Raw genomic sequence first — 26,203 nt, 5'->3', positions numbered from 1 at the left:
GACGCGCGCTGCCGTAAAGGCAGCTTGCGTCGCACTCACCGTGGAGGGCGCGGATGCCTCGCGTATCGAGGGAACAAACCGACGAGAACCGCCGGCTGATCGAGGCGGCGTCCGCGCGCCTGTTCAAGGAGCGCGGGCTGAACGGTGTGTCGGTGACGGACATCATGGCGAGCGCGGGGCTCACGCATGGCGGGTTCTACGGCCATTTCGAATCGAAGGACGAGCTCGCGGCCGTGGCGTGCGAGCGTGCGTTCGGCGAATCCGCTTTGCGCTGGCGAGCGCTGGTCAAGGAAGATGCGGGCGAACAGGCTTTCGTCGACGCGCTCGCGAAGCACTATCTGAGCACGAAGCAGCGCGACGAGCCCGGCAGCGGGTGCCCCGCCGTAGGGCTCGCGGCGGATGTGGCCCGCGAAGACACGGCCAAGCCGGTGCGCGGCGCATACCTACAAGGTCTCAAGTCGATGCTCGGCAGACTGGCGTCGTTTGCTGGTCCGCGTCCGTCGAAGAGAGCGCGCCAACGCGCGATCGCCCGCCTTTCGATGCTGGTGGGAGCGGCCACGCTCGCGCGCGCGGTGCGGGGCGATCCACTCTCCGATGAAATACTCACAGCCGTGCGCGACTATCTGCACGACAGTTTCCAGTAGCGGCACAGCCGGTTGGGCGTCGTCATCAGCGCGTAGCGCCCCCTCTATCAGACGATGCAGAGCGCGGTGAATGCTCCGCTCACTCGCCCGCACGCCCCAACCGATGCGAGCGAGCCAGCAGGCGCAATCCGCTAGCAATGCAGCCCACACCCGCAAACATCGCGCCGCCTGCCAGCGCGAGGGTCGATCCGTGCCGGCCGGCCACGCCGAAACACAACGCGACCAGTGCGGCGCCCGTAGCCTGTCCGATCAGGCGCGAGGTCGCGACGACACCGCTTGCTCCGCCGCTTCGCGCATGCGGCGCGCTTGCCATCAGCGCCTTGATGTTCGGCGACTGGAACAAGCCAAAGCCGACTCCGCAGAGCGCCATTCGCGCTGCAATGGCATACACGGACGGATCAGCAGGCATCAGCGCCAGCGACACCAGTCCCACGCACAGACAGGCCAGCCCTGTCGCGCCCAGCACGCCTGGCGGATAGCGGTCCGACAGCCGTCCCGCTATCGGCGCCGCGATCGCCACGACAACGGGCCACGGCGTGATGAGAAAACCCGTTTCGATCTGGCTGCGATGCAGAACGTCTTCGAAATAGAACGGAAGCGACACGAACGCGAACCCTTGCGCAGCAAAGCCACAAAGGGCCGTCACCGCCGACAGCGCGAAGACAGGTCGTCTGAGCAGATCCATAGGCAACATCGGCGCGAGCCGCCCTGCTTCGCGCCGCATCAGCCACGCGCCGAAAACGAACGCGACTGCAAGCGCGCCGAATACGTGAGCGGCAGGCGCACGTTGCCCACCTTCACCAAGCGCGAAAATCAGCGACGCGAAGGTGATAACGCTCAGCACGGCCGCAACGGGATCGAATGGATGCGCGCCTTTGGCCGTATGCGGCAGCGCAGGCAGCGCGAACGCGAGTCCAATCAGCCCGAGCGGCACGTTGATCATGAACAGCCATGACCACGAAGCCGTCGAAAGAATCAGCGACGCAATGGTTGGCCCGACGGCAACCGACACGCCAACGACGAGCGCATTGACGCCGACACCGCGTCCCAGCCGGTGTCGCGGATAGAGCGCACTGACGAGCGCGATGCTGACGCTCGTGATCGCGCTTCCGCCAAGCCCTTGCAGCAGCCGGGCGGCAGCGAGCAGCGGCAGCGTCGGCGCGGCCGCGCAAGCCAGCGATGCAACCGTGAACAGCGCCAGGCCGCCGATGTAGACGCGTCCGTGCCCCAGCACGTCGCCTAGCGCGGCGAACGGCAGTATCGTCGCAACCATCGCGAGCTGATAGGCGTTGACGACCCAAACCGACTCGGCTGATGTGACGTGTAGATCGGCGGCGATCGCGGGCAGCGCCGTGTTCGCGATCGCGGTATCAAGCGTCGCCAGCGCGACGGCCAGCATGACAGCAACCATCGCGAGGCGGTTTCCGGCCGGCATCGGCGCATCGGCGCCACGCGCGGCTGGGTGATAAACGTCGGACAAGATGCCCTCCCCGGTTCGAACAAAAGTGTTGTCTCTATTGTTCGACGCGCCGCGCGGAAAGCGTGGCGTCGTTTGATTCCCGCGGGGAATACCGGCGCCATGGCATGCGGATTTCCGCTAGAGTTGGGCATCGGCAACGGCTGACGGACACAGGATGAGAATCGAAGACCTGCACGTATTCTCCGTGCTGGCGCAAACGCGCAATCTGCATCGCGTTGCACAGAAAACCGGGCTCACGCAATCCGCTGTGTCGAAGATCCTGCAGCGGCTCGAAGCCGAGTTCGACACGCGCCTCGTAGACCGCAAGGGCCGCGGCGTCGATCTGACCGCCGCGGGGCGCGTGCTCGTCGAGCGTGCCGCCGATGTAGGCGCCTCTGTCGCGCAAACCTACGCGGAGATGGCGGCGGCGAAGTCCGCATCGGTGGGCAAGATTCGCATCGGTGTCGTGCCCGCCTTGCTGGAATCAGCGCTGCTGCCCACGCTTGCCGGCTATACGACGCGTGAGAGCGCCGTTTCCTTCCGGCTTTCCGTGCAGGTTTCGGCGCTGCTATTCGACGAACTGAAGGACGGGCAGCTGGACCTCGCGCTTTGCTTCATGCCGGACACCGTAGAGGACGAAGAACTCCAGTCGGACGAGATCGGCACGCAACGCTACCGGATCGTGGCGCGGCAAGGTCATCCGCTGACACGTACGCCAGCCGATCCGCGCATGCTGCAGGCGGCGAAATGGCTGCTGCCGCTGCCGGGTCACGGGCTGCGCCAGATCGTCGAGCGTTACTTTGACGACCATGATCTGGCGCCCCCTCAGGCAATGATCGAAACCGACGCGTCGATCTCATTGCTGACGTCCTTGCTGCGCAACAGCGATCTGATCACGATGCTCACCGAGCAGATGCTTCAGACCTACGCGGGCCGCGATCTCGTTGCGCTGCCATACGAAACAGCGCTCTTCGAAAGCAGGATCCGGCTGTTCTATCGCAGGAAAACGTACATGTCGCCGGCTGTGCAAAAGTTTCGCTCGACATTGCATGAAGCATTGATCGAGCTTTGAGCACGGGGGGTGTGGCCTCTAAACTGCCTCAATGATCGACCGCCTTCACTGACAACAGCCCCGTCTGCCCATAGAACTCCTGCAGCGCAAACGCCTCCCGCTCCCGCTTCGCACGGGCGCCGCGATCCAGCATCGAGAAGAACCAGATGCCTCCGAATGCAAGCGGCACTGAAATCAACGCGGGGTTGTCGAGCGATACCAGCGCATGTGCCTGATGCAGCACGTCAACCCATACCGATTTCGAAATCACCGTAAGCAACACGGAGGAGATCAGTCCGAGACCACCACCCATGACCGCGCCGCGCGTCGTCATGCCGCGCCAGAAGATCGACGACACCAGCACCGGAAAATTCGCGCTCGCCGCGATCGCCGCCACGAGACCGACCAGGAATGCCACGTTGACGTGCTCGAAAAGAATGCCGAGTCCGATCGCGATGACGCTCAACATCAGCGTCGCCATCCGCGACATACGCATTTCGCGAGCTTCGTTTGCATGCCCGCGAGCCAGCCAGCATGCGTAGAGATCGTGCGACACCGTGGTCGCGCCGGAGAGCGTGAGCCCCGCCACCACTGCGAGTATCGTCGCGAAGGTCACGGCCGCGATGAATCCGTAGAACAGATTACCGCCCACTGCCTGCGCCAGCTTGACGGCGACCATGTTCGAGCCGCCAAGCAGATCATGGGTCAGATTGAAATGCCCGTCGGCGGCAGTCTTGAAGAACTCGGGATGCTGCGCAAGCAGTGCGATTGCCGAGAAGCCGATGATGAAGGTCAACAGATAGAAATACCCGATAAAGCCGGTGGCCACAAACACCGACTTGCGTGCCTCCTTCGCGCTGGGCACCGTGAAGAAGCGCATCAGGATATGCGGGAAGCCCGCCGTGCCGAACATCAGCGCGATGCCGAGCGAAAGCGCGTTGAACGGATCTTTCAGCAGCTTGCCGGGGCCCATGATGCTGAGCGCGCCGGGGTGAACATCGACGGCTCGACGAAACATCTCTTCGGGACTGAAGCCGAATTGCGCCAGCGCGCTGACGGCCATGAACGTCGCGCCGCACAGCAGCAGCACGGCCTTGATGATCTGCACCCAGGTGGTCGCCGTCATGCCGCCAAAGAACACATAGATCACCATCAACGCGCCGACGATCACTTCCGCCATCCAGTACTGCAAACCGAACAGCAACTGGATCAGCTTACCCGCGCCGACCATCTGCACGACCAGATAGAAGATCACGACGACGAGCGACGTGCTGGCTGTCAGCAGCCGAATCGGCGCCTGTTCGAAACGGTAGGCAACCACGTCGACGAAGGTGAACTTGCCGAGATTGCGCAACGGTTCGGCGAGCAGAAACATCACAAACGGCCACCCGACCAGAAAGCCAATCGAATAGATCAGGCCGTCGAAGCCGAACATGAACACCATGCCCGAGAGGCCCAGAAACGAAGCCGCCGACATATAGTCCCCGGCAATGGCGAGGCCATTCTGAAACCCGGAGATGCCGCCACCCGCGCTATAAAAATCCTTCGTTGTGCGCGTCTTGCGTGACGCCCAGCGCGTAATGCCGAGCGTCACCAGCACGAACAGCAGGAACATGCCGATCGCAACGGGATTCAGCGCGACGTGATCAGGCACAGGGCCTTCGATGGCGGAAGCGTGAGCAAGCGCAGGCAGCGAGGCAAGGCTCGCGCAGGACAGAGAGCGAATGAGCTTCATCGTTCAGTCTCCTTTCCGGACGCTGGCGAGCAGCGCGCTCATCGACGGATCGAGCGTGCGGTTTGCATGCAGCACGTACCAGCCGGTCAACCCGATCGATGTCAGGATGATGCCGACGCCCGCGACGACACCCACGCTCGTCGTGGCGCCCGTATACAGCGGGCGGGCCAGCATGTGCGGTGCAAGCGCGACGAACAGGATAAAGCCATAGAAGATGACGATCATCAGTGCCGTCAGCGTGAAGCTGAAGCGTCGGCGTGACGTAATCAGCCGCCGGTACGCGGCGCTCGCCTTGATTGAATCGATATGGACCTGCTGCATGGGACTGTCTCCTCCCTGTTATTTGCGGACGTCTTCGATGACGGATGAAACTTCACGGTTCGCAACAACGGCTTTGCTGGCTGCTTCGGCAGCTCTTGTTTCAGATGTTCCTGCTGGTGAACCCGTTCAGGCGATGACCAGTCGTCCCATCGCCTGCCACATGTCGCGCTCGAAACGGAGCACGATATCGGCAAGCGGTTCGATGCGGTCGACGAACGCAAGAGACTGCCCCGCGGAGAGCAGTCCCTTCGACCAATCGCCCGTCACATAGGCATTGCGGCCGATCTTGCCGGCCACCATCGGCATCAGGTCCTGAATCGTCACATCCGGGTTCTGTGCCTCGATCTCCTTCACGGCGGCCGTGGTCTCGTTGCGCAGCGTCCGCACGGTGTTGCGCAAGGACTGCATGCTCAGTTCGGTGTCGGTCGGGCCAGCGTCAACCAGCCGTTGCTTGTAGTCGGCATGTGCCCAGATCTCTTCGGCTACCGCGAAGCGCGTGCCGACAACCACGCCGGAAGCGCCCATCGCGAGCGCCGCAGCGAGTTGCGAGCCGCGTCCGATGCCGCCGCCGATCAGATAAGGAATGTCCAGCTGGCTCTCGGCCCACGCCGCATTGACGAACGAACCGACCATGTCGAGCCCCGGATGTCCGCCGCATTCGGCACCGACGATCGCGACGGCATCGACGCCGAGCGCTGCCGCCTTGACTGCAAACCGCACGGCGGGCACCTTGTGAAGCACCTTGATGCCGGCTTCTTTCAGCAGCGGCAAGAATTCCTCCGGACTGCGCCCCGAGGTTTCGACGAACTTCACGCCTTCATCGACGATCAGTTCGAACACTTCCCGCGTCTTCTCGCCGGGGACGAGCTTGGGCAGCATCGAGACGTTGACGCCGAACGGGCCGCCTTCGCACAGCTCGCGGCAGCGCCGGATCTCCGCACGCAATGCTTGCGGCTCGGGAAAGCTCGCAGCCGTAATAAAGCCGATGATGCCGGCACGCGCCGCGGCGGCGACATAGTCTGCATCGGCGAGCCACATCAGCCCGCCGGCGACGATGGGCAGCCGTGTGCCAAACAGTTCGGTCACGGCGTTTCGAAAAGCGATCTGACTCATTGAACAGTCCACCATGCGGTAAGGCGCCATGCAGCGTCAGACGACGCCCTCGGCCTTCAGTTGTGAAAGTTGTTCGTCGGACAGTCCGAGCAGGGACTGAAGAACCTCGTTCGTGCCCTCGCCGAGTTTCGGCGGGCCGCTTCGCACAGGCAGGCGTACGCCGTCGAAGCGGTACGGCGGCGCGAGCACATGCGTGCTGCCGGCTTCGGGATGCGTGTAGGTCGTCACGAGTCCGCCCTCGGCCGCGCGCTTCGACGTGAGCGCCTTGTGCAGGCCGAGCACTTCGCCGCACGGAATGCCCGCCTGACTCAGACGCTCCAGCAGGTCCAGGCGCTTTCTCTTGCCGAGTTCGCGCCTGATTTCAGGCACGAGCGCTTCACGGTTGGCGGCCCGAACGATGTTCGTGCGGAACCGTTCTTCGTCGACGAGATCCGGGCGCTCGATCACTTCGCGACAGAAGCGCTCGTACTGCCGGTTGGTGCCGACCGCGATGACGAGCGGCCCATCTTCCGCATCGAACACGCCGTAGGGCACGATCGAAGGATGCGCATTGCCGTAGCGCGGCGGATCGTCGCCCATCAGCATCGACTCCAGTCCGCAGTACGAGGTGATCATCAAGCCGCAATCGAAGAGCGCCATTTCGATGTGGCGTCCCTTGCCCGACTTCTGCCGCTCGAACAACGCCGCGAGCACGGCCTGGGCGGAGTACATACCCGTGAACAGGTCGACGGCGGCGATGCCGAACTTGAGGGGCGGCTGATCGGCTTCTCCGTTGAGCGCCATCAGTCCCGCCTCGCCCTGCACGACCACGTCGTAACCGGGACGTGACGCTTCCGGTCCACGGCGATCGTAGCCCGAGATCGAACAGTAGATGAGATCCTCGCGTCCCTGGCTGAGCTGTTCATAGCCGAGGCCGAGTTTTTCCGCGCCGCCGTACTTGAAGTTCTGGATCACGACGTCGCTCTGCTGAGCCAGTTCGCGGGCGAGCCGCTGCCCTTCGGCCGTCTGCAGATCGAGGCACACCGAGCGCTTGTTCCGGTTGACGCTGTTGAAATAGGTCGTTTCGCTCGCGCCGACACGCAAGCCCCAGTCGCGCGTGTCGTCACCGCGCTTTGGATGCTCGACCTTGATGATTTCAGCGCCGAGGTCGCCGAGCACCATCGCGCACCACGGTCCGGCGAGCACGCGCGACAGATCGAGAATGCGAACGCCGGCAAGCGGCAGAGAAGAATTCAGGTTCGACATGGCTAATCCGGAGTGACAAGGAAGAGTGACGCGCACACCACGTCTAGTGCGAATCCACGGGCGAAACACGGCGCAGCGCGGAGAAATCAGCCGGGCGCTTGCCGAAGAAGGCGGCGATGCCTTCGGCGGATTCATCGTCGCCAAGCGACTCCGTCATGTATTGCGCTTCGAGATCCAGTTGCGCTTCGAGCGTGTTCTCGCCGGCTTGACGGCACAGGCGCTTGATACGGGCGATCGCGCGTTCCGGGCCGGCCGCGAGCGACTGCGCCATCGCGATAGCTTCCGTCAGCGCGCTGCCCGGCTCGGCGAGGCGATTGGCGACACCGAGCGCGTGCATGCGCTCGCCCGTGACGGGCCTGCCCGTCAGGCACAACTCGGTCAGCAGTTGCCGGGAGACGAGCCCGGACAGAAACGCGGTCGCGCCGCCATCGGGCGAGAGGCCGACCTTGATGTACGCGACCGAGAACGACGCATTGCGCGCGGCGGCCAGCATGTCGCACGCCAGCGCGATCGAAAGACCCGCGCCTGCTGCCGCGCCTTCGACTGCTGCGATCACCGGTTTGCTGCAATCGCGAATGGCGCGAATCATGTCGTGCAGACTTTCGATGCCCACGCGCCGCTCGGGCGGTGTCAGCGCGCGACGTTGCGCAAGCCGGTTCAGATCGCCGCCTGCGCAAAACGCGCCGCCTACACCCGTCAGTACGATCGCGCCCACCTCGGGATCACGCCCAGCCTCAGCGAGGGCGGCCGGAAGAGCCGCGTACACCTCGGGTGTGAGCGCATTGCGCGCAGCCGGGTTGTTGAAGGACAGCACTTGCACCGCGCCGTCGCGGCGCGCAAGGATAGGTTCATTCACGGTGTTAGCTCCGGCCCAATGTGATAAAGCGTTCGAGATGGTGATCTTCGTCGCCGAGTTGATGGTCGATCATCACAAGGCGCTTCGCGAAGTGCGCAAGCGGCAGTTCCCACGTCATGCCGATGCCGCCGTGCATCTGGATGCACTCTTCGGCAACGAGCGCGCCGATGCGCCCGATCGTGACCTTCGCCGCCGACAACGCACGTTCGCGCTCGACGCGCGCCGCGCCGAACGCTGCGGCGGCGTTGATGACCGCTGAGCGGGCCTGCTCGATTTCGAGCAGCAGATCGGCCATGCGATGCTGCAGCGCCTGGAAGCTGCCGATCGCGACGCCGAACTGCTTGCGCGTGCGCAGATACTCGAGCGTGTACACCTTCGCGACATCCATCGCACCCAGTGCTTCCGCGCACAACGCGAGCACGCCGGCGCCGATGCTGCGTTCGAGCGTCGCGAAGCCTGCGTCCCGTTCGCCAAGCAAAACGGTGTCGGGAAGGCACACTTCGTTCAGACAGACTTCGGCGGCCCGTCCGCCATCGATCTTCCCGTAGCCACGCACGCTGACGCCCACCGCGTCGCGCGGAACGACAAAGAGCGAGATGCCATCCTCGGCATCGGCCGCACCGCTCGTGCGTGCGGAGACGAGGAAGAAGTCAGCCTCGGCACCCTGCTGCACGACCGATTTCGCGCCCGTCAGCACCCAGCCGTTCGAGCCATGCACGGCGCGCGTCGTCACCTTGCTCAGTTCGTAATGCGAGCTGGGTTCGTCGTGCGCGAGCGCCGCAACGGCGTGGCCTTCGATCAGGCTCGCGATGAGCGCTTTTTGCACGCCGTTGCCGGCACTGGCCAGCGCGCGCCCCACCACCAACGCGCCGAGAAACGGCTCGACCACGAGGCCGCGGCCGAGGCTTTCGAAGACGACGGCAATATCGAAACCCGCTCCGCCAAAGCCGCCATCGGCCTCGTTGAAGAGCGCGCCGACCACGCCCAGTTCCGCAAAGCGGACCCACAGTTCGCGGCTAAAGCCCGAGTCGCTGCGCGCAAGCGCATCGCGCGTCGCGAAGCCGTATTCCTGTTGCACGAAGCGGTTCAGCGTATCCGCCAGCATGCGGCGGTCTTCGGTATGCTGGAAATTCATCGTGATCCTCTCAAAGTCCCAGGATCATCTTCGAGATGATGTTCTTCTGGATTTCATTGGAGCCGCCGAAGATCGACAGCTTGCGGTTGTTGAAGTAGAGCGCGGCAGCGCTCGCGGCACCCTCGGGGCCGACGGGCGCTTCGTCATGGCCTTCGTGCAACGCTTCTTCGATGAACGGCTGTGCATGCGGTCCCATCGCGCGGCGCATCAGAGACGAAAGCTCCTGGCGAATCTCCGTGCCGCGAATCTTGAGCATCGAGCTTTCCGCGCCCGGCACGCCGCCGCCCGCGACGGCCGCGATTACGCGCAGGTTCGTGGTCTTCATGTTTTCCAGATCGATCTCGACGCGCGCGAGGCGTGCCGCGAAGTACGGATCCTCGGCAAGTGGCCGGCCGTTGCGCGTAACCTTCGCTGCGATCCGGCGCAAGCGCGCCAGTGCCGCGACCGAGAAGCCGACGCCCGCAATGTTGGTGCGCTCGTACGTCAGCAGATACTTCGCGACCGTCCAGCCCTTGTTCTCCTCGCCGACGAGATTGGCTGCAGGCACGCGCACATCGGTGAAGAACACTTCGTTGATCTCGTGCTCGCCTTCGAGCGTGATGATCGGACGCACTTCGACGCCCGGCGCGTTCATGTCCACGAGCAGAAAGCTGATGCCTTCCTGCTTGCGCACATCGATGGCGGTGCGCACGAGGCAGAAGATCATGTTCGCGTGCTGGCCGAGCGTGGTCCACGTCTTCTGGCCGTTGACGATGTAGTGCTCGCCTTCGTCGTCGATGCCGCGCACCGCGCTCGTCTTCACCGACGCGAGGTCGGAACCCGAGCCCGGCTCCGAATAGCCCTGGCACCACCAGTCAGCGCCTTCGAGAATGCGCGGCAGCCAATAGCGCTTCTGCGCTTCGCTGCCGTACTTGATGAGCACGGGCCCGAGCATGTTCACGCCGAACGGCACGATGCGCGGCGCGCCCGCCAGCGCGCATTCGTTCTCGAAGATGAACTTCTGCACGGCGTTCCAGCCTGGGCCGCCGTACTGTTCCGGCCAATGATTCGCGAGCCAGCCCTGTTCGTTCAGGATCGCGTGCCACTCGACCATGTCCGCGCGTGTGAGGTGCAAGCCGTTGCGAACCTTGCCGGAAAGTCTCGCAGGCAGTTTTTCTTTCAGGAAGCGCACCACGCGCTCGCGAAAGGCTTCCTCCTCGGGGGTGAAGTTCAGATCCATGATCTCGTTTCTCTCAATAGATTTCGAACAGGCCAGCGGCACCCATGCCGCCGGCAATGCACATCGTGACGACCGCGTACTTCACGCCGCGCCGGCGGCCCTCGATGAGGACGTGTCCCGCGAGACGCGCGCCCGTCATACCGAACGGATGGCCGATCGAGATCGCGCCGCCGTTGACGTTGAGCCGCTCGACAGGAATGCCCAGGCGCTGCTGGCAGTAGATCGCCTGCGATGCAAATGCTTCGTTGAGTTCCCACAAACCGATGTCGCCGACGGTGAGTCCGTGGCGCGCGAGCAGCTTCGGCACAGCAAGCGCAGGACCGATGCCCATTTCGTCCGGTTCGCATCCCGCGACCGCGAGGCCGCGGAACGCGCCGAGGGGAACGAGGTTCGCGCGCTCGGCCGCTTTCGCTTCCATCATCACGCAGGCGGAGGCACCGTCGCCGTTCTGCGATGCGTTGCCCGCTGTGACGAACCTTTCCGGGCCCTTGACGGGCGCGAGCTTCGCGAGTGCCTCGTACGTCGTGCCGGGGCGATTGCAGTTGTCGGCGGAGACCGTGACCTCGCGCTGGCTGACGGCACCCGTCTCCTTGTCGGTCACGGCCATCGTGGTCGTCACAGGCACGATCTCGTCGGCGTAGCGGCCGGCGAGTTGCGCTTCTGTCGTGCGGCGCTGGCTTTCGACGGAGAAACGGTCCTGCGCTTCGCGGCTGATGCCGTAGCGCTGCGCCACGATGTCGCCCGTGTCGATCATCGCCATGTAAAGCGCGGGCTTGCGCTCGACGATCCAAGGGTCGAGCCCGCTCACGCCGTCTTCGCGTGTCCGGATTCCGGAGATGCTTTCGACGCCGCCCGCGATCATGGCGGGCGCACCGTCGACGACGATGCGCCCCGCCGCCATCGCAATGGCCTGCAGTCCCGACGCGCAGAAGCGGTTGACGGTCGTGCCCGCGATCGACAGCGGCAAGCCCGCGCGGATCACGGTCTGGCGCGCGACGTTGCGGCCCGTGATGCCTTCGGGATAACCACAGCCGAGGATCGCGTCCTCGATCAGTTCCGGGTCGACGCCCGAGCGCTCCACGGCAGCCCGCACGGCAAACGACGCGAGCGTCGGGCCCGGTGTGATGTTGAATTCGCCGCGATGCGCTTTGGTCAGCGGCGTGCGCGCGGTGGAGACGATAACGGCTTCTCGCATGGTCTGAATCTGCAAAAAAGGGGATGAGGGATTGAACGGATCAGGCCGCGTGATTGAGGCTCGCCAGCGTGGCGCCGCGCTCGACGAGATCGACGATCAGCGGCGACGGCTGCCAGAACACGGGGTCGTCTTGTGCGAACTCGCGGATGTCGGCGAGCACCTTGTCGAGGCCAACCGTATCGGCGTACTGCATCGGCCCGCCGCGATGGCGCGGAAAGCCGTAGCCGTAGAGGAACGTAACGTCCACGTCGAGCGGACGCAGGGCGATGCGCTGATGCACGACGTTCGCGCCTTCGTTGATCATGGCCGCCATGTAGCGCCGGATGATTTCTTCATCGGAGAACTCGCGCGGCGTAACGCCGGCACGCTCGCGCTCGGCATCGATGATCGATTCGACTTCCGGGTCGGGCTTACCGGTGCGCGCGCCGTCGGCATACACGTAGTAGCCGCGCCCCGTCTTCTGGCCGAACCAGCCGCGCTCGCAGATGCGGTCGGCGATCTGCACATAGCGCTGCTGCGGATCGCGCGTGGCGGCGCGGCGCTTGCGCGTCGCCCAGCCGATGTCGCCGCCCGCGAGGTCCGCCACCTGGAACGGTCCCATCGGAAAGCCGAACGCACGGACGGCGCGGTCGATCTGATAAGGCGACGCGCCGTCTTCCATCATGTGGTCGGCGGCCGCGCGATAGATCGCCAGCACGCGATTGCCGATGAAGCCGTCGCACACGCCTGCCCGTACCGGCACCTTGCGCAGCTTCTTCGCCAGATCGAACGCGGTGGCGACCACGTCGGCGCTGACCTGCGCGGGCACCACGACTTCGAGCAGCTTCATGATGTTGGCGGGCGAGAAGAAGTGCAGGCCCACGACATCGCCAGGACGCGACACGCTTGCGGCAATGGCGTCGATGTCGAGATACGAGGTGTTGGTCGCGAGCACGGCGCCCGGCTTGCAGACCCGGTCGAGCTCGGCGAACACGGCATGCTTGACGGACATCTCTTCGAATACGGCTTCGATCACGAGATCGGCCGTGCCGAGCGCGTCGTAGGAGGTGCTGCCGTTCCAGCGCGCGAGCACTGCCGACTTGGCCTCCGGCGTCATGCGACCCTTCGCGATCAGGTTGTCGTAGACCTTCTCGATATGCGCCAGGCCGCGCGCAAGCGATACATCGTCACGTTCGATCATCGTGACGGGCAGGCCCGCGTCGAGTACCGCCACCGCGATGCCCGCGCCCATCGTGCCGCCGCCTACCACGCCGACGCTTGCGATCTTGCGCGGCTTCGCGTTGCGCGTTTCGGGCGCTTTCAGCACCTCGCGCTCGGCGAGGAACGCGTGAATCAAACCTGCTCGCTGCGGGCTGTCGAGGCACTGCAGGAACAGTTGCCGTTCGTGGCGCAGGCCATCGTCGAAGGGCAGTTCGAGCGCCGCTTGCACCGCATCGACGATCTTTAGCGGCGAGAACAGCCCGTGGGATTTCTTCGACGTTTCGGCGCGCGCGGCTTCGATGGCGGCTCGACTGGCCGCGCGGTCCGCCAGTCCGTCGGCGTCGCGGGTCCGGCGGACAGGAGCCTGCGCGTCGAGCAAGGCCTGCACATAGGCGAGACCCTCGGCCAGCACGTCATCGGTTTCGCCGATGCGGTCGACGAGGCCAAGCGCGTGAGCCTCGTTTGCGCCGACGTGACGGCCGCTGAACATCAGATCCAGCGCGGCCTTCGCGCCGACAAGACGTGGCGCGCGCTGTGTGCCGCCTGCTCCCGGCAGCAAGCCGAGCGTCACCTCGGGCAAGCCGAGTCTGGCGGCTCCGAGTGCGATCCGGTAATGCGCCGCGAGTGCGACTTCGAGGCCGCCGCCGAGTGCAGCGCCGTGAATGGCCGCTACAACGGGCTTGCGGCATGCTTCGATCGTGTTGCAGACCTCGGGCAGCGACGGCGGCAGCGGCGGCTTGCCGAACTCCCTGATATCCGCGCCACCGATGAAGTTGCGTCCCGCGCCAACCAGCAGCATGGCATCGACGTCAGAATCTTTTTCGGCGGCCTGGATAGCGTCGTGTAGTTGGCGCCGCACGTTCGCGCCAAGCGCGTTGACGGGAGGGTTATCGACGGTGATGACGAGAATGCGGTTGCGCAGAGTACGCCTGACGGCGTGTCCGGTCGGTTCGAGTGTCATTGCCCGCGTCTCCATGTATTTCGTGTTGGTTGATTGTTAAATGCGGGAGACGCGTTGACAATCCAACTGGGAGTTGACGAACTGTTAACTGGAGATTGACACTGACCGCGACAACGTCCTACGGGGCGGGATGATTCGCCACCGAAGTTCGATGCCGGGAGAGCGGGTTTGCGGGAAACAGACGGACTTGCGCGAGGCGGCGCGGCGTGGAAACCGCTTCAGCTCCAGGCTTGCGCGAGCGACAGGATTTCGGCTCGAAGATAATCGATCAGTGCTTGCGTCGCCGGCGACGGATAGCGGTTCGGAAGCGTCACGATATACAGCGTGTTCTGCAAGCCGGCCACACGGAAATCCGGCAGGATACGCAGCAACCCGCGGCTCATTGGCGCGTGCGGCACATAGGCCGGCAACAGCCCGATACCCATACCCTGACACACCGCCTCCGTCAGAAACGGATAGTCCGAAGACTGCAGCGCAGGCTGAATCGCGATTACGTGGACGTCCGACTCGTCCTGTCGATGCGTGAGCGTCATCGTGACCCGCCGTGCCGGGTACGGCGACGCCACCAGCGTCTGCTTTTCGAGGTCGCCGGGGCAGTTGATTGGACCGTGCTTTTCGACGTACTCAGCCGACGCATACAGGTTCCAGTCAATCGAGCAGATGTTGCGCGCCACATATTCCAGCGGCGGCGTCGCCGTGATCCTCACCGCGACGTCGACTTCAGCGGCGATCAGGTCTTCGATCCGGTTGTTGAACGTGACATTGAGCGAGATGCCCGGATGCATGCGTGCGAACTCGAGCAGTCTTTCTCCGAGAAACATTCTGCCGAAGCCGGTCGGCACGCTGATGCGAACACGGCCGCTCAAGGTCTGCCCGAGGCTGTCGATCGATGCGCGAGCCGTGCTCAGGTCTTCCAGCATGCGCTGGCCGCAGTCGTATAGCGTATGTCCCGCTTGCGTCAGTTCGAGGCTTCGGGTCGAGCGGCGCAGCAATTGCGCGCCCGTTTCGCGTTCCAGCAGCTTGAGCCGCTGACTGATGTTCGCGCGCGTCATGCCGAGCTTGCGCGCGGCGGCGCTAAGACTGCGCGATTCGACGATCTCGACGAACAGGCCGATCAGGTTCAGATCCATGGTTCAATAGTGCGTGTGATTACCTGGCGATCCGTCAGGATAGCGCTCACCCGTTCGCTCATCGACTACAAAGTGGCTTTAGCTCAATGCGACGCGGGACGAAAAGGAATCATCGCCAGCAACTGCGCAACCCCGGCTTGCAGCTTGCGTTTGCTGGCGCCGTCGGCGGCCTGGACGGACAGGCCGGAGAAAACCGACATGCACAATGTAGCAAGCGCCGCAGCGTCCGCGTCAGGCATGAGTTCCCCTTGTTCGACGGCTTTCTTCAAGCGCTTTTCGACGGTCCGAGCCGCCTTTAGCCGCAACGCCTGAAGGAAGTTTCGCAGTTCGGCGTGCTCTGCGCCAATTCCCGCGCCGCCGAGAAAAATCATGCAACCACGGGAACGCTGTCCGCCCGTGAAAAGGTCGATGCTTGCGTCGAACATGGCGTCGAGGCTTTCGCGCAACGTCGCGCGCGATTCGAAGTTCCTTAGCGCCGCGCCGCCTTCGGCCCGGACGTATAACTCGATTGCCTCGCGATACAGGCTTTCCTTGTTGCCGAACGCCGCGTAGATGCTCGGCGAGTTGACGCCCATTGCATCGACGAGATCCGACATCGAGCACATATCGAAGCCCTTTTCCCAGAAAAGGTCCATCGCGCGCCTGAGCGCCACCTCGCGCTCGAATGCTCTTGGTCTGCCGCGTCCCTTGGTTTCGCCGTAGCTGGCCGGCTCCATGTCCCCTCCTGGCAAGCGATTGTCACAAACCCGCGAATACTGAATTCTATGTCGATCATAACAAAATTATGGACGCATGCTCTCCGCCTGTGCTTCAATATGTGTAATGGTCGTTACATAAATAGCGTGACCATCGGTCAGGTTCGATGGTCGAGCGTTCAATATCTCAAGGATTGAGCAATGAAGCTGATTTCCTCGTCACTTTTCGCTGTCACGCTGCTGGCCGCGCCGATGGTGTCGCACGCGCAAGCAGTTTCCGAGGCGAAGGCTGACTCGCCCGTTTTCACCGTGTTCGTCGATGCACCCACGGGTTACACGTTTGTGAAGTTGCCGGACGGCTGGAAATACGTCGGCGCCGTGACGCAGGAAGACGCACGCCTCGTGCAGGCTGGGTCTGTGCCGAAAGCACAGTCATCGACAAAACAGTCGAGCTAACAGAGGTTGATAGGACGCAGAAGGTAGACGCTGCTCTTCCTGCGAAGAGCAGCGTTGGTCGCACCTCATCCCCGTTTGGGATGGTCAAGAAAGAATCGCAGCATTTCAGCACTCGCGTCCGGGCCGCTTGGGTCCGTGTAACTACCGCGTGCGTTACCACCTGACCACGCGTGCGGCGCGCCATGAATGGTCCACAATTCCGCCTCGATACCATCGGGGGAAGTAAGCCTCGAAACGGTACAGCTACGCCGCCCCGTATCGGCCCGACGCCCTTCAATGCTGTTATCGGTTCGCTCTTCGAAGCCCTGAACCAGCTGCGTAGCATTCGCGACGTGAACCGTGGCGTCCGCGTCGCCGTGAAAGACGATCATGGGCCGTTTCGGCGAGTCTTTAGCGCGCTTCGCATGCGCTGTCGCGCTGCGGCGTTTGCCGCCTTTCATTGCCGCAAGCGCAGAGGGCAAATCGTGCGCGCTGCCCACGGGCAGACCGGAATGCACACCCGCTGCAGCGTACAGGTCAGGATACGTGGCGATCATGATCGCCGCCATCGCGCCGCCCGCAGACAGGCCCGCGACGTACACGCGCGCAGGATCGACGTTGTGGGCCGCGATGATCTCGCGCGTGATGCCTGCGATCAATGACGGCTCGCCATTCTCGCGATGCTGATCGTCTGGTTTGAACCAGTTCCAGCACTTCGACGGATTGGCCTGCTGCGGCTGCACGGGATACGCGACAAGACATCGATGCTGCTCGGCAAGCGCATTCATCTGCGTACCGGCTGCAAAATCGTCGGCGTTCTGCGTGCAACCATGCAGCATCACAATCAATGGCATCGGCTCGCCGACTGCGCCCGCCGGCACGTACAGCCGATACTGCCGGGAACCTGCGGCGTTCGAATACGCATGCGTGCTGAAATGCCCCCGGTCTTCGACATCCTTGCTGTCTTCTCGTGCCGTGTGCGGTGTGACTTCGCTTACTTGTGTCTCGGCGAACGGGAAAACTCGCGCCTTGTCCCGCATTCCATCAACGGCGCCTCCTCGCAGTGCGCGTTGTATTGCTTCTGTCGCTTCGGCGGGACCGCGGGTACGCAGCAAGGTCATCGCTTCGTGCATTGAATTCAGGAAACCTTCGTCGAGTTTCATCGTATGTGTCCGGTTAGCGGATGTAGGCGTTGGGCGTCGCGTGGCTAGTGGATTCTGTCCGCGAGCGCCGTCTTGACGGCGGGCGAAGCGTGAAAGGCTCCCAGCACCGTGACGCTTTCGATCGTGGCGAGCGCAAGCTCCGGCGTGACGTCGGTAGCAATGCTGGCGAGTCCCAGCACCTGAATGGTGAGTCGCTGCCGCGCAGCGCGAACGGCCTCGAGATCCTGCCTGGAAAAGTGCTGCAGTCCGAGCACAAGCGCACGGCGCGTCACCGTGTCCTGCACGACCTGCGCATGAAGGGCAAGCTGGTTGCGAATCGCCGTTCGGATCAGGTCGGTCCGGTTCGAATAAAAGCCTTCCTCGACCAGCAGGTCGATTTGTCCGAGATCGACGGGGCCGAGGTTGATCGTGATTTTTTCCGATTCGCCGCCTTTGGGGCGAATCGTGTCGAGTGCTGCGGGCTTTTTCATTTTTCCATCCATCCACCATCCATATGGATGGTTATAGGCTGGTTTTTGTCGCACCGCAACATCAACATTCAGGGCCGATACACTTTCCGCACAGTCATTGACTGCCTGGTTGCAGGTGCATCGATTCCGCAAGCCTTCAATGCGATCTAATTGGGCGCGCCGCTTATCGCGCAGCTCGCTTCGGCGCTTTCGGCGGCTGCTTCTGGGACTGCCAGCTGTCGTCGTCGAGCAACCGGTCAAACAGACGATTGATCATCGTTTGGGGCAGTGGCGCGAGTCCAAGCAATGAATTGAACGCTATGCCGCTTGCAGCGAAATAGCGAAGTAACGAAAGCTCGAGGTCGCCCGATTCGCGCTGAAGCGCTTTCATCCTGTCTGCGTCCGCCGCTTTGGAGTCGTCGAGCAGTTCCGGGCTCTCGACCAACGCTGCCAGCACGGCTCGCGCGACCGAATGCGGCTGCTTGATGGACTCACGATAGACGGCGATATGCGCCGAAAGATTGGGTTCGGCTTTCTTGCCTGCTTCCTTCGCCAGGTAGTCGAGCCGGATCTGTTCAAACTGTTGCCGCTGATAATCAAGCAGCGCTGTCAGCACACCATGCTTGGTGCGGAACTGATGCAGCAGCCCACCCTTGCTCACGCCACTCTCGCGCGACAGCGAATCGAATGTAAGGCCACCCACGCCTTCTCGCGCAAGGATTGTGAATGCGGCTTCAATAGCCTTCTTGCGGGTCGTCTCGGAACGGGTCTGATTGTCCATTGATGAATAAAGATGTCGTCGCGTCAACCGGTCATGCCGTCTGTTGCGAGGTTAGCGGCGTCTGAAGCCGGCCCCGCGCCAACCGCTGAAATCCGAAGCAAACCGGGCGTTCATGCTGGTAAAGCCTGAATTGTACGCCCGAGTTTTCCTTAAAAACAAACCGGGTAGACGGTTTACATATGAAAACGGCGATGCTACGCTTCGGCCACACATCGGGACTCACCCGACGTGACGCTCTTCCAATACCTGCCATCGGCTTCCAGGGAACACGACATGTTCAAACTCAGACTGACTCCGCTCTTCTTCGCCGGCGCAACCGCGCTGGCCTTAACGGCCTGTGCTGGCGTGCAGCCCGTTGCGTACTCGGGTATCGCCTCCTCGTCGCAGCTGAAGCAGAACCGGGATGACGACTCCACCAAGGTGCCGTACCGGTTCGCGGCCCCCGTTGTCTGGTCGCGTTACAACCAGGTGATCGTCGATCCCGTCGATATCTATCGGGGCAATGACAACCAGTTCGGGGATATGAAAGATGACGACAGGGCGGCGCTCGCTGACTACATGGGCAAAACGTTCGCGTCGAAACTGTCGAAGCGTTTCGAAATCGCCGCACAGCCAACGCCCGCCACCCTGCGCGTCAAGCTCACGCTGACGGGCGCGGAACAAACCACTCTGCTTGTCGGGCAGGTGATGCACTTCGATATCGCCGGAAATCTCTATAACGGCGTGCAGGCCATCCGTGGTGGCAAGGGTGCGTTCAGCGGCTCGGTGTCGTATGCGGTCGAGGTGTACGACAGTTCCAATGGGCATCTGTTGAAGGCATATGTGACGAAGCAGTATCCGAACGCGATGAATCTGCCCGCTGCGTTCGGATCGCTCAGCGCCGCCAAGACGGGGATCGACAAGGGCGCGGATGCTCTCGTCGCTCAACTGAAGTAACACCCGGCGAGCCACATCGACATGCGCCAAGCCGGAGAACGAGCGAATCGACGCGTCAACCGTATGAGCGATCCACGGATGCAGGCAATCGCTCACACCCCGGCTGTTTCGCCATGATGCATGCCCTGGCCGACCTCGTCATGACGACACCACCACCATTGATGGTCGTGATCGTGTTCGCGGTCACCTACTTCGTGGTAGGACTGCCGGTTCATTTCACGCGCGGTGCTGGCTACAGGGACGTGCTCGGGACGATGGCGGGCGTGTTTGCCGCGCTTGTGTACATCGCGCTGGCCGTCGACTCGCATGCGAACGTTCATTAGTCACGGCGATCGGGCAGCGGTGAAGCGTCTCCGTCGCCGGCTCAAAGCGTGCGCAGCCATCGTTCGCCGGTTCGGCAGGCGACTGTGCGACGTGATCACTGGAACGCTCTGATGAATAGCCGGCGCCGGCCGTCGGCTGTATGGCTCATCCCTATCGCCGCGCTACTCATTTGCAGCGCGCTACTCGTTGCGTCCGTTGTGCAACGCGGACCTCACATCAGGATCAGCTTCACGAGCGCCGAGGGACTCGAAGCGGGTAAAACGCGCGTGCGATACAGGGATGTCGAGATTGGCACGCTGACAGGCCTGCATCTCACCGCCGATCGCACACGGGTTCTCGCCGACGTGCAACTGGATGACTCAGCAAAAGCTTTTGCGACATGTGATACGCGATACTGGGTGGTCCGTCCGCGCATCGGCATGACAGGTATTTCCGGGCTCGCAACGGCCATTTCAGGTTCGTATATCGCCGCCGATATGGGGCGCGCGTCCAGCGTTTGCAAAGACTTTGCGGGCCTGGAAATGCCGCCCTCCGTCACATCCGATCAGAAGGGAAAGCGGTTCGTGCTTCACGCAAGCTCTCTGGGGTCGCTGACACCTGGCTCGCCCGTCCTTTTCCGCCGCGTTCAGGCCGGTCAGGTACTCGGATATTCGCTCTCGAAAGATGGCGCGGAGGTTATTGTCGATGTCTTCGTCAACGCGCCCTACGATCAGTATGTCACCTCGAATACCCGCTGGTGGCATGCAAGCGGAATCGACTTGCGCTTTGATTCCAATGGGCTGCGGCTGGACACCCAGTCGGTCGCGTCGATCCTCTCCGGAGGGGTGGCGTTCGATATCGTTGGACCCGCAACGACGCAAGCTCTGGCATCGGACGGCACGTCGTTCGCACTGTCCGCAACACGGACGGAAGCCGCACGTAAGGCCGAGGACGGTCCGGCCGCACGCGTACTCATGAGATTCGGACAGTCGTTGCGTGGCTTGTCGATCGGCGCACCGGTGGATTTCCACGGTGTTGAACTGGGTCAGGTGACGGCCATCGACGTCGACTTAAACGTTCGAACCGCTAAAGTCGACATGGTCGCTACACTTGACCTTTACCCGTCGCGACTCGGACGGCGCTACCGGGAAGCACTCGGAAACGGTGATGGCGCCGAGGGCAGGCGTCTGTTGCATCAGCTGGTTGCTGACGGGCTACGCGGACAATTGCGTACGGGCAGTGTGCTGACGGGCCAGCGATACGTCGCACTCGACTTCTTTCCGCACGCTCGCGCGGTCCGAATCGATACGCAGCGAACGCCCGTCGAACTGCCGACGGTACCCAATACACTCGAAGAACTTCAGGACCAGCTTGCCAGCATCGTGAAAAAACTCGACGATGTGCCCTTCGATGAGATCGGACGCAATCTCGACAAGACTCTCCGGAATTCGGCGTCGCTGTTCCAGCAGATCGATAGCGAACTGGTCCCCGAGACTCGTGCGGCACTGGAAGCTGCGCAGCGTTCATTCGACGCGGCAAACGCTACCCTTGCGAAGGATTCACCGCTTCAATCCGATGTTCATCAGGCGCTGAACGAATTGCGTCGAACGCTTGCCAGTCTTGGATCACTGTCCGAGTATCTGCAACGGCATCCTGAATCCCTTCTGTGGGGCAAGCCGGACCGCAATTGATCCAATCAAGTCAGGGAAGTTGAAAACACTGCGCGCGGCGCGAACAACGCATAGAGGGAGATTGCTGTCGTGAGAATACTTGCTCTGGTTGCTGTCGTTTGGAGTCTGCTCGCTGCGCCAGCGTTTGCTGCCAACGTCGGCTTTGCGGAAGTCAAGATCGCGAATGGCACAGAACCGCCATTGACGGTCGGAATCTGGTATCCGACGAACGCTACGGCAGTCGAGCAGACCGTCGGCAATGTCACAGAGACTGTCGCACGGGACGCGCCCATCGCAGGCCGTGGCTTACCATTAGTCGTGATCTCGCACGGCGGCGGCGGCTGGTACGACAGCCATTACGACACCGCCATCGCGCTGGTCCACGCCGGCTTCGTGGCAGCGGCGGTAAGTCATGCGGGTGACACGTTCGACGATCAGAGCCGTGTTCTGCAGCTATGGCGTCGTCCCGCTCAACTGAACCGGTTAGTGGACTACATGCTCGCCGAGTGGGTCGATCATCAGCACCTGGACAAGACGCGCGTCGGCGCATTCGGTTTCTCCAATGGCGGCTTCACCGTGCTCGTGATGGCTGGTGGCGTGCCAAATCTGTCCGAGATCGCTCCATATTGTCACGCACATCCGGATCACGATCTGTGCAGCGCGCTGGCGCGGGCCGGCGTCGATCCCGACCAGGGCGCCGCCGTGCCCGCCAGCGTATGGGTGCGTGACCCTCGAATCAAGGCCGCCGTGATTGCGGCCCCCGCTTTCGGATTTACCTTTGGACGCGCGGGCTTGAGCGGCGTGCGCGTCCCAATCCAACTATGGCGGGCCGCCGATGACCGTCATCAGCCGGACCCATACTATGAAGAGGCGGTGCGCGCCGACCTGCCCCATCCGCCCGAATATCACGTTATCCCGAACGCGGGACACTACGATTTTCTGCCGCCCTGCGACGCGCGCCTTGCCCGCAAAATGCCCGCCATTTGCAATAGTTTGCCGGGCTTCAATCGCGCTGCGTTTCACGAGCAGTTCAATGGAGATGTGGTCGATTTTTTCCGTAAGGAGTTGCACTGAGTCTTTCGGTTGCCTCGGCGCGTGGCGGTCGATCTCTCTTAGTTCTCTTCTTCAGCGTGCATTGCTCGCGAGTGCGGCTTACATGGGCCTATCTAACAGGTTACACAAGCATAGCGGTTGTTCGAAGCGTACACGTTTCGGCTGAGCTAACCTGCCGCAGAAGCAAACCGGTGAGACGAGCGATGAGCGAAACGAAAATCACCTTTTCCCCAATGAGAATCAGCGTCACCGCGATTGCCAACTAGACCAGGTATCGCTATTCCCCCGCGCGGCCCTGTGCGACAAAGCATCCGGACAATGCATCCGGCGATCGGGACCATCACAGCATTCTTCGACATTGCGCGTTATGGTGATGCACCGCTCGCCAACCTCGTGATGAACGAGACAACCGCGTGTACCCGATACTGAGCGGGACACGTTCAATGTGCGTGGGCTCATGCCGTGCAAGCGAATCGAAAAGCAGCGCGATATATGCCGGTTAATAGAGGAGGAGTATTCCTTTGCTCAACACCATTCTCAATGGGCTGTTGCCGGTTGCGTTCGTCATCATGCTCGGGTGGCTCTCGGTTCGCATCGGCTTGTTGAAGCATGACGATGCCAGCGTGCTGGCAACTCTGGTGATCCGGTTTGCGCTACCTTTTGCGCTGTTTGAAGGCGCGGTCAAGACCTCGCCGGACAAGTTGCACAATGCCGGCTTTGCGCTGTGCCTGACACTCGGTTTGATGGGTACGTATGTCATTGCGCTGGGCGTCGGCCGCTTTGTGTTCAGGCATGACCTGCGCACCGCCACCATGCAGGCACTGGTGTGTGCTTTTCCCGACATGGCTTACTTCGGCGCGCCGATTCTCGCCGCGGTGTTCGGGCCGGAGGGATTTCTGGCCGTGCTGGTCGGCAATCTCGTCACCAGCATCTTCATGCTGCCGCTGACCATCGTGCTGACCGGGCTGGGCGACAAGAATGCGATGGGAACGGGGCAGCCGGACGTGTTGCGGGTATTCGGACAAAGTATCGCGCGCGCCGTCATCAATCCCATTGTCTGGCTGCCGATCTCCGGCATGGTGCTGAGTTTCTGCCATGTCACGCTGCCCGGCCCGGTGTTGACCTCCGTCGACCTGATCGCAAAGGCGGCCGGCGGCACGTCGCTATTCGCACTCGGATTAATGCTCTATGGCGAGCGCTTTGTGCTCAACGCCAACGTCCTGGCGAACCTGGGTATCAAGAACTTTCTGCAACCCGCCTTGATGGCGCTCGGCGCCGTATTGTTCGGGGTAGTGGGCGCACCGGCTCACCAGGCCGTTATCACGGGCGCCGTGCCGACTGCGACCGCGGCCGCCATGTTCGCGCTCAAGAGCGATACCTACACGCGCGACGCCACCGCGACGATTCTGGTCAGCACGATTCTCGGCGTCGTAACCGAGGGACTGCTGATCGCGTATTTTTTCTGATGATGCAGACGGGAGTTGTCGCTTCCAACGAGCGGTGCTCGACGACCCTCCCGCAGAACCTGCGCACCCAAAATTCAGTCATCAAACCGAACCCCGCAACGCCTCCACGATCCCCGCCGCTGCCCGCGCCGCCACCTCACACCCGAGCACGATATGCGCCTCGGCGGTATCCTCGATGAAATCGTGACTGACGCCGCCAATGCTCGGCACGAAAAGCATGCAAGCGGGAATGTGATGCGCGATCACCTGTGCATCGTGCGATGCGCCGCTCGGCATGTAAATCCACTGCCCCGGCACGACTGCTTCGGCCGCTTGCGCAATATGCTGCTGCAACGCGGAGTCCATCACGACCGGCTCCTCAGGACCATCGCAAGGTATCAGCTCAACCTGCACGGCATGCTTCAAATTCCACTCGTCTACTAACGCAGCAAGCGCGTTCTCCATTGCATGCAGCCGCTCGGCGTTACCGTCACGGAACTGCACGTACATATCAGCCTTGCCCGGCACCACACTGAACGAACCCGGATCGAAATCGATCCGGCCGACAGTCCACACCGTATCCGCGTCCGCCAGTCGACCGAACGCCGCGTCAACACGCGCGATGAACGCAACCAGCGCCGCGCCCGCATCCCGTCGGATGGACATCGGCGTCGTGCCCGCGTGGTTCCGCTGCCCGGTGAAGCGCACCTGAAACTCGCGGATGCCGACAATCGTCGTCACCACACCGATCGACTTCCCCGATGCTTCCAGCCGCCCGCCCTGCTCGATATGCGGTTCGAGATACGCGCGTTGTCTCGCACGATCGAGCACCACACGCGGCACATTCGCCAAGCCCGCCTGTGCGAGCCCGTCGCCGAGCAACACGCCGTCACGATTGCGCGCGTGCTGTAACGACGCATCGATCGCATCGCCGACGAAACTGCGGCTACCAAGAAAACTCGAAAACGTGCCCTCTTCGTCGATCCACGATGCAACGTCTACCGCGAAGTCGCGCGCCGCAGCGCATTCGTCAAGGGCGCGCGCGATTTCGAGGCCGTAGATCACGCCGAGCGCGCCATCCAGCCAGCCGCCGGTCGGCTGCGTATCCGTATGCGAGCCGATTACGAGCGCCGGGCCGGGCTTGCGCGAGCGCCCGAACACCGTCCCGACACCGTCGATAGTTGCATCCAGCCCGGCATCCGTCATGCGCCCCGCGAGCCAGCGACGCGCCTCCATATCGACGGGTGAGAGCGACAGTCGCACCACGCCGGGTCCATTGGCGCCAAAGCTGCGCAAAGTCTTGAGATCGTCGAGTAGGCGAACGGGATTGATGCGTGGGAAGTCGTACACGCGAGTTCTCCGGAACATGAGTCGATGGGCAAAGAACGATTTTCGCATCAACCCGATGAACGCGTGATGGGTGATGGGCTCACGCGGCGGACTTGATGTCTTGCGCTGGCATCCTCGTTTGGGGCTTCCGGCGCGGCCGGTTTGGTTGTTCTTGTTCTTTCGCTGGCATCCGCGATTTGTTAGCGTGCTTCACGCGTTGCCCCTGTGCGGGCTGGCACCTACTTTTGGTTGTCTGCGACGCTGGGTGGTTTGCTTGTTTTTGCTGTTGGCATCCGCGTTTTGTTAGCGTGCTTCAAGCGTCGCCCCTGTGCGGGGCGGCACCTACTTTTCTTTGCCGCCGCAAAGAAAAGTAGGTGTAGTGGTCCAATGATCCTGGACACCTCAAAAGGTAGACTTCTAGCCAACAGAGAGGTGTTCGATGGGACGAAGGGAATTCTCGCCGCAGTTCAAGGAAGATGCAGTTAATCTGGTACTGCAACAAGGTTATACGGTCACCAAGGCAGCACGAGGGCTGGGTATTGGCGAGACGGCGCTGCGTCGCTGGCTTGGTGATCGCCAGCCGCAGGGTGCGGTGACCGAACCGCCAAAGGCAGGCGCGACGCCTGCCCAGACCCGCATTCAGGAGCTGGAAAGGCGGGTAGCCGAACTGGAGCGGGAGC

General features: G+C 62.6%; 25 protein-coding genes. 9 read left to right on the top strand and 16 right to left on the bottom strand.

Going from position 1 to position 26,203, the window contains the following annotated elements; translation table 11 throughout:
* Positions 1–53 precede the first annotated feature (53 nt).
* A complete protein-coding gene (locus BLT65_RS22860; RefSeq protein WP_091781273.1) occupies positions 54–644 on the top strand; it encodes a TetR/AcrR family transcriptional regulator in 591 nt (196 codons plus the stop codon).
* Positions 645–723: 79 nt separating this feature from the next.
* Here the strand turns inward: BLT65_RS22860 and BLT65_RS22855 are convergent, their stop codons facing one another.
* Positions 724–2,079: an MFS transporter gene (locus BLT65_RS22855; protein WP_208545794.1), complete on the bottom strand. Its 1,356-nt coding sequence runs from the start codon at positions 2,077–2,079 to the stop codon at positions 724–726.
* Between the two features lie 199 nt (positions 2,080–2,278).
* Between BLT65_RS22855 and BLT65_RS22850 the strand changes: the two genes are divergently transcribed.
* A complete protein-coding gene (locus tag BLT65_RS22850) occupies positions 2,279–3,175 on the top strand; it encodes a LysR family transcriptional regulator (RefSeq protein ID WP_091781267.1) in 897 nt (298 codons plus the stop codon).
* A gap of 28 nt (positions 3,176–3,203) precedes the next feature.
* Here the strand turns inward: BLT65_RS22850 and BLT65_RS22845 are convergent, their stop codons facing one another.
* The 11 genes from BLT65_RS22845 to BLT65_RS22795 form a co-directional block, all read right to left on the bottom strand.
* On the bottom strand, positions 3,204–4,889 hold the full coding sequence (locus BLT65_RS22845) for a cation acetate symporter (protein ID WP_208545791.1): 1,686 nt from the start codon (positions 4,887–4,889) through the stop codon (positions 3,204–3,206).
* 3 nt (positions 4,890–4,892) lie between these two features.
* Positions 4,893–5,210, bottom strand: coding sequence for a DUF485 domain-containing protein (locus BLT65_RS22840; RefSeq protein ID WP_091781264.1), 318 nt, complete (start codon positions 5,208–5,210; stop codon positions 4,893–4,895).
* A gap of 126 nt (positions 5,211–5,336) precedes the next feature.
* Entirely contained in the window at positions 5,337–6,323 is a 987-nt protein-coding gene (locus BLT65_RS22835) for an NAD(P)H-dependent flavin oxidoreductase (protein ID WP_091781262.1), read from the bottom strand.
* Between the two features lie 36 nt (positions 6,324–6,359).
* Positions 6,360–7,568, bottom strand: a complete 1,209-nt coding sequence (locus tag BLT65_RS22830) for a CaiB/BaiF CoA transferase family protein (protein WP_091781259.1) — start codon at positions 7,566–7,568, stop codon at positions 6,360–6,362.
* Positions 7,569–7,611: 43 nt separating this feature from the next.
* Positions 7,612–8,424: an oxepin-CoA hydrolase, alternative type gene (locus BLT65_RS22825; RefSeq protein ID WP_091781256.1), complete on the bottom strand. Its 813-nt coding sequence runs from the start codon at positions 8,422–8,424 to the stop codon at positions 7,612–7,614.
* Between the two features lie 4 nt (positions 8,425–8,428).
* Entirely contained in the window at positions 8,429–9,559 is a 1,131-nt protein-coding gene (locus BLT65_RS22820; protein ID WP_091781253.1) for an acyl-CoA dehydrogenase family protein, read from the bottom strand.
* Between the two features lie 10 nt (positions 9,560–9,569).
* The gene (locus tag BLT65_RS22815; RefSeq protein WP_091781250.1) at positions 9,570–10,778 is read right to left on the bottom strand and encodes an acyl-CoA dehydrogenase family protein; all 1,209 of its coding nucleotides are present in this window, start codon (positions 10,776–10,778) and stop codon (positions 9,570–9,572) included.
* A gap of 13 nt (positions 10,779–10,791) precedes the next feature.
* Positions 10,792–11,973 carry an acetyl-CoA C-acyltransferase gene (locus tag BLT65_RS22810; protein ID WP_091781247.1) on the bottom strand — a complete coding sequence of 394 codons (1,182 nt, stop codon included), beginning with the start codon at positions 11,971–11,973 and terminating at the stop codon, positions 10,792–10,794.
* A gap of 40 nt (positions 11,974–12,013) precedes the next feature.
* Entirely contained in the window at positions 12,014–14,134 is a 2,121-nt protein-coding gene (locus BLT65_RS22805; protein ID WP_091781243.1) for a 3-hydroxyacyl-CoA dehydrogenase NAD-binding domain-containing protein, read from the bottom strand.
* Between the two features lie 218 nt (positions 14,135–14,352).
* Positions 14,353–15,264 carry a LysR family transcriptional regulator gene (locus BLT65_RS22800; RefSeq protein WP_042305388.1) on the bottom strand — a complete coding sequence of 304 codons (912 nt, stop codon included), beginning with the start codon at positions 15,262–15,264 and terminating at the stop codon, positions 14,353–14,355.
* A gap of 83 nt (positions 15,265–15,347) precedes the next feature.
* Positions 15,348–15,980 (bottom strand): TetR/AcrR family transcriptional regulator, encoded by a 633-nt coding sequence (locus BLT65_RS22795; protein ID WP_091781240.1) that lies wholly within the window; start codon positions 15,978–15,980, stop codon positions 15,348–15,350.
* 180 nt (positions 15,981–16,160) lie between these two features.
* On the opposite strand from BLT65_RS22795, the gene BLT65_RS22790 reads away from it, so the two are divergent.
* Positions 16,161–16,415: a hypothetical protein gene (locus BLT65_RS22790; RefSeq protein ID WP_091781237.1), complete on the top strand. Its 255-nt coding sequence runs from the start codon at positions 16,161–16,163 to the stop codon at positions 16,413–16,415.
* A 65-nt stretch (positions 16,416–16,480) separates the two neighbouring features.
* Here BLT65_RS22790 and BLT65_RS22785 read toward each other — a convergent pair whose 3' ends face one another.
* The 3 genes from BLT65_RS22785 to BLT65_RS22775 form a co-directional block, all read right to left on the bottom strand.
* Positions 16,481–17,557, bottom strand: coding sequence for an extracellular catalytic domain type 1 short-chain-length polyhydroxyalkanoate depolymerase (locus BLT65_RS22785; protein ID WP_091781234.1), 1,077 nt, complete (start codon positions 17,555–17,557; stop codon positions 16,481–16,483).
* 44 nt (positions 17,558–17,601) lie between these two features.
* Positions 17,602–18,027, bottom strand: a complete 426-nt coding sequence (locus BLT65_RS22780) for a CopG family transcriptional regulator (RefSeq protein WP_042305384.1) — start codon at positions 18,025–18,027, stop codon at positions 17,602–17,604.
* A 163-nt stretch (positions 18,028–18,190) separates the two neighbouring features.
* Entirely contained in the window at positions 18,191–18,787 is a 597-nt protein-coding gene (locus BLT65_RS22775; RefSeq protein WP_091781231.1) for a TetR/AcrR family transcriptional regulator, read from the bottom strand.
* A gap of 273 nt (positions 18,788–19,060) precedes the next feature.
* Here BLT65_RS22775 and BLT65_RS22770 point away from each other — a divergent pair, with 273 nt between their 5' ends.
* From BLT65_RS22770 to BLT65_RS22750, 5 genes are all read left to right on the top strand, one after another.
* Positions 19,061–19,723, top strand: a complete 663-nt coding sequence (locus tag BLT65_RS22770; RefSeq protein WP_091781228.1) for a DUF3313 domain-containing protein — start codon at positions 19,061–19,063, stop codon at positions 19,721–19,723.
* A 140-nt stretch (positions 19,724–19,863) separates the two neighbouring features.
* Positions 19,864–20,046: a hypothetical protein gene (locus BLT65_RS22765; protein ID WP_244186554.1), complete on the top strand. Its 183-nt coding sequence runs from the start codon at positions 19,864–19,866 to the stop codon at positions 20,044–20,046.
* A gap of 111 nt (positions 20,047–20,157) precedes the next feature.
* A complete protein-coding gene (locus BLT65_RS22760) occupies positions 20,158–21,717 on the top strand; it encodes a PqiB family protein (protein WP_091781223.1) in 1,560 nt (519 codons plus the stop codon).
* Between the two features lie 69 nt (positions 21,718–21,786).
* Entirely contained in the window at positions 21,787–22,770 is a 984-nt protein-coding gene (locus tag BLT65_RS22755; protein WP_244186553.1) for an alpha/beta hydrolase family protein, read from the top strand.
* Positions 22,771–23,270: 500 nt separating this feature from the next.
* Complete coding sequence (locus BLT65_RS22750; protein WP_091781220.1) at positions 23,271–24,215, top strand: AEC family transporter; 945 nt, start codon at positions 23,271–23,273, stop codon at positions 24,213–24,215.
* 81 nt (positions 24,216–24,296) lie between these two features.
* Here BLT65_RS22750 and BLT65_RS22745 read toward each other — a convergent pair whose 3' ends face one another.
* A complete protein-coding gene (locus BLT65_RS22745; protein WP_244186552.1) occupies positions 24,297–25,544 on the bottom strand; it encodes a Zn-dependent hydrolase in 1,248 nt (415 codons plus the stop codon).
* A gap of 418 nt (positions 25,545–25,962) precedes the next feature.
* On the opposite strand from BLT65_RS22745, the gene BLT65_RS22740 reads away from it, so the two are divergent.
* On the top strand, positions 25,963–26,203 hold a 241-nt coding region (locus BLT65_RS22740; protein ID WP_143036543.1), incomplete at its 3' end, for a transposase.

The organism is Paraburkholderia steynii (assembly GCF_900100565.1).
GTDB lineage: Bacteria > Pseudomonadota > Gammaproteobacteria > Burkholderiales > Burkholderiaceae > Paraburkholderia > Paraburkholderia terrae.
This window is presented reverse-complemented; position numbering and strand designations above follow the sequence as displayed.

Excerpts from the sequence above, each read along its gene's own strand:
- BLT65_RS22790 (WP_091781237.1), top strand. The coding sequence starts at position 16,161 with ATGAAGCTGATTTCCTCGTCACTTTTCGCTGTCACGCTGCTGGCCGCG.
- BLT65_RS22795 (WP_091781240.1), bottom strand. The coding sequence starts at position 15,980 with ATGGAGCCGGCCAGCTACGGCGAAACCAAGGGACGCGGCAGACCAAGA.
- BLT65_RS22785 (WP_091781234.1), bottom strand. The coding sequence starts at position 17,557 with ATGAAACTCGACGAAGGTTTCCTGAATTCAATGCACGAAGCGATGACC.
- BLT65_RS22830 (WP_091781259.1), bottom strand. The coding sequence starts at position 7,568 with ATGTCGAACCTGAATTCTTCTCTGCCGCTTGCCGGCGTTCGCATTCTC.
- BLT65_RS22820 (WP_091781253.1), bottom strand. The coding sequence starts at position 9,559 with ATGAATTTCCAGCATACCGAAGACCGCCGCATGCTGGCGGATACGCTG.
- BLT65_RS22860 (WP_091781273.1), top strand. The coding sequence starts at position 54 with ATGCCTCGCGTATCGAGGGAACAAACCGACGAGAACCGCCGGCTGATC.
- BLT65_RS22840 (WP_091781264.1), bottom strand. The coding sequence starts at position 5,210 with ATGCAGCAGGTCCATATCGATTCAATCAAGGCGAGCGCCGCGTACCGG.
- BLT65_RS22760 (WP_091781223.1), top strand. The coding sequence starts at position 20,158 with ATGAATAGCCGGCGCCGGCCGTCGGCTGTATGGCTCATCCCTATCGCC.
- BLT65_RS22800 (WP_042305388.1), bottom strand. The coding sequence starts at position 15,264 with ATGGATCTGAACCTGATCGGCCTGTTCGTCGAGATCGTCGAATCGCGC.
- BLT65_RS22765 (WP_244186554.1), top strand. The coding sequence starts at position 19,864 with ATGACGACACCACCACCATTGATGGTCGTGATCGTGTTCGCGGTCACC.
- BLT65_RS22780 (WP_042305384.1), bottom strand. The coding sequence starts at position 18,027 with ATGAAAAAGCCCGCAGCACTCGACACGATTCGCCCCAAAGGCGGCGAA.
- BLT65_RS22775 (WP_091781231.1), bottom strand. The coding sequence starts at position 18,787 with ATGGACAATCAGACCCGTTCCGAGACGACCCGCAAGAAGGCTATTGAA.
- BLT65_RS22835 (WP_091781262.1), bottom strand. The coding sequence starts at position 6,323 with ATGAGTCAGATCGCTTTTCGAAACGCCGTGACCGAACTGTTTGGCACA.
- BLT65_RS22855 (WP_208545794.1), bottom strand. The coding sequence starts at position 2,079 with ATGCCGGCCGGAAACCGCCTCGCGATGGTTGCTGTCATGCTGGCCGTC.
- BLT65_RS22805 (WP_091781243.1), bottom strand. The coding sequence starts at position 14,134 with ATGACACTCGAACCGACCGGACACGCCGTCAGGCGTACTCTGCGCAAC.
- BLT65_RS22845 (WP_208545791.1), bottom strand. The coding sequence starts at position 4,889 with ATGAAGCTCATTCGCTCTCTGTCCTGCGCGAGCCTTGCCTCGCTGCCT.
- BLT65_RS22815 (WP_091781250.1), bottom strand. The coding sequence starts at position 10,778 with ATGGATCTGAACTTCACCCCCGAGGAGGAAGCCTTTCGCGAGCGCGTG.
- BLT65_RS22810 (WP_091781247.1), bottom strand. The coding sequence starts at position 11,973 with ATGCGAGAAGCCGTTATCGTCTCCACCGCGCGCACGCCGCTGACCAAA.
- BLT65_RS22770 (WP_091781228.1), top strand. The coding sequence starts at position 19,061 with ATGTTCAAACTCAGACTGACTCCGCTCTTCTTCGCCGGCGCAACCGCG.
- BLT65_RS22850 (WP_091781267.1), top strand. The coding sequence starts at position 2,279 with ATGAGAATCGAAGACCTGCACGTATTCTCCGTGCTGGCGCAAACGCGC.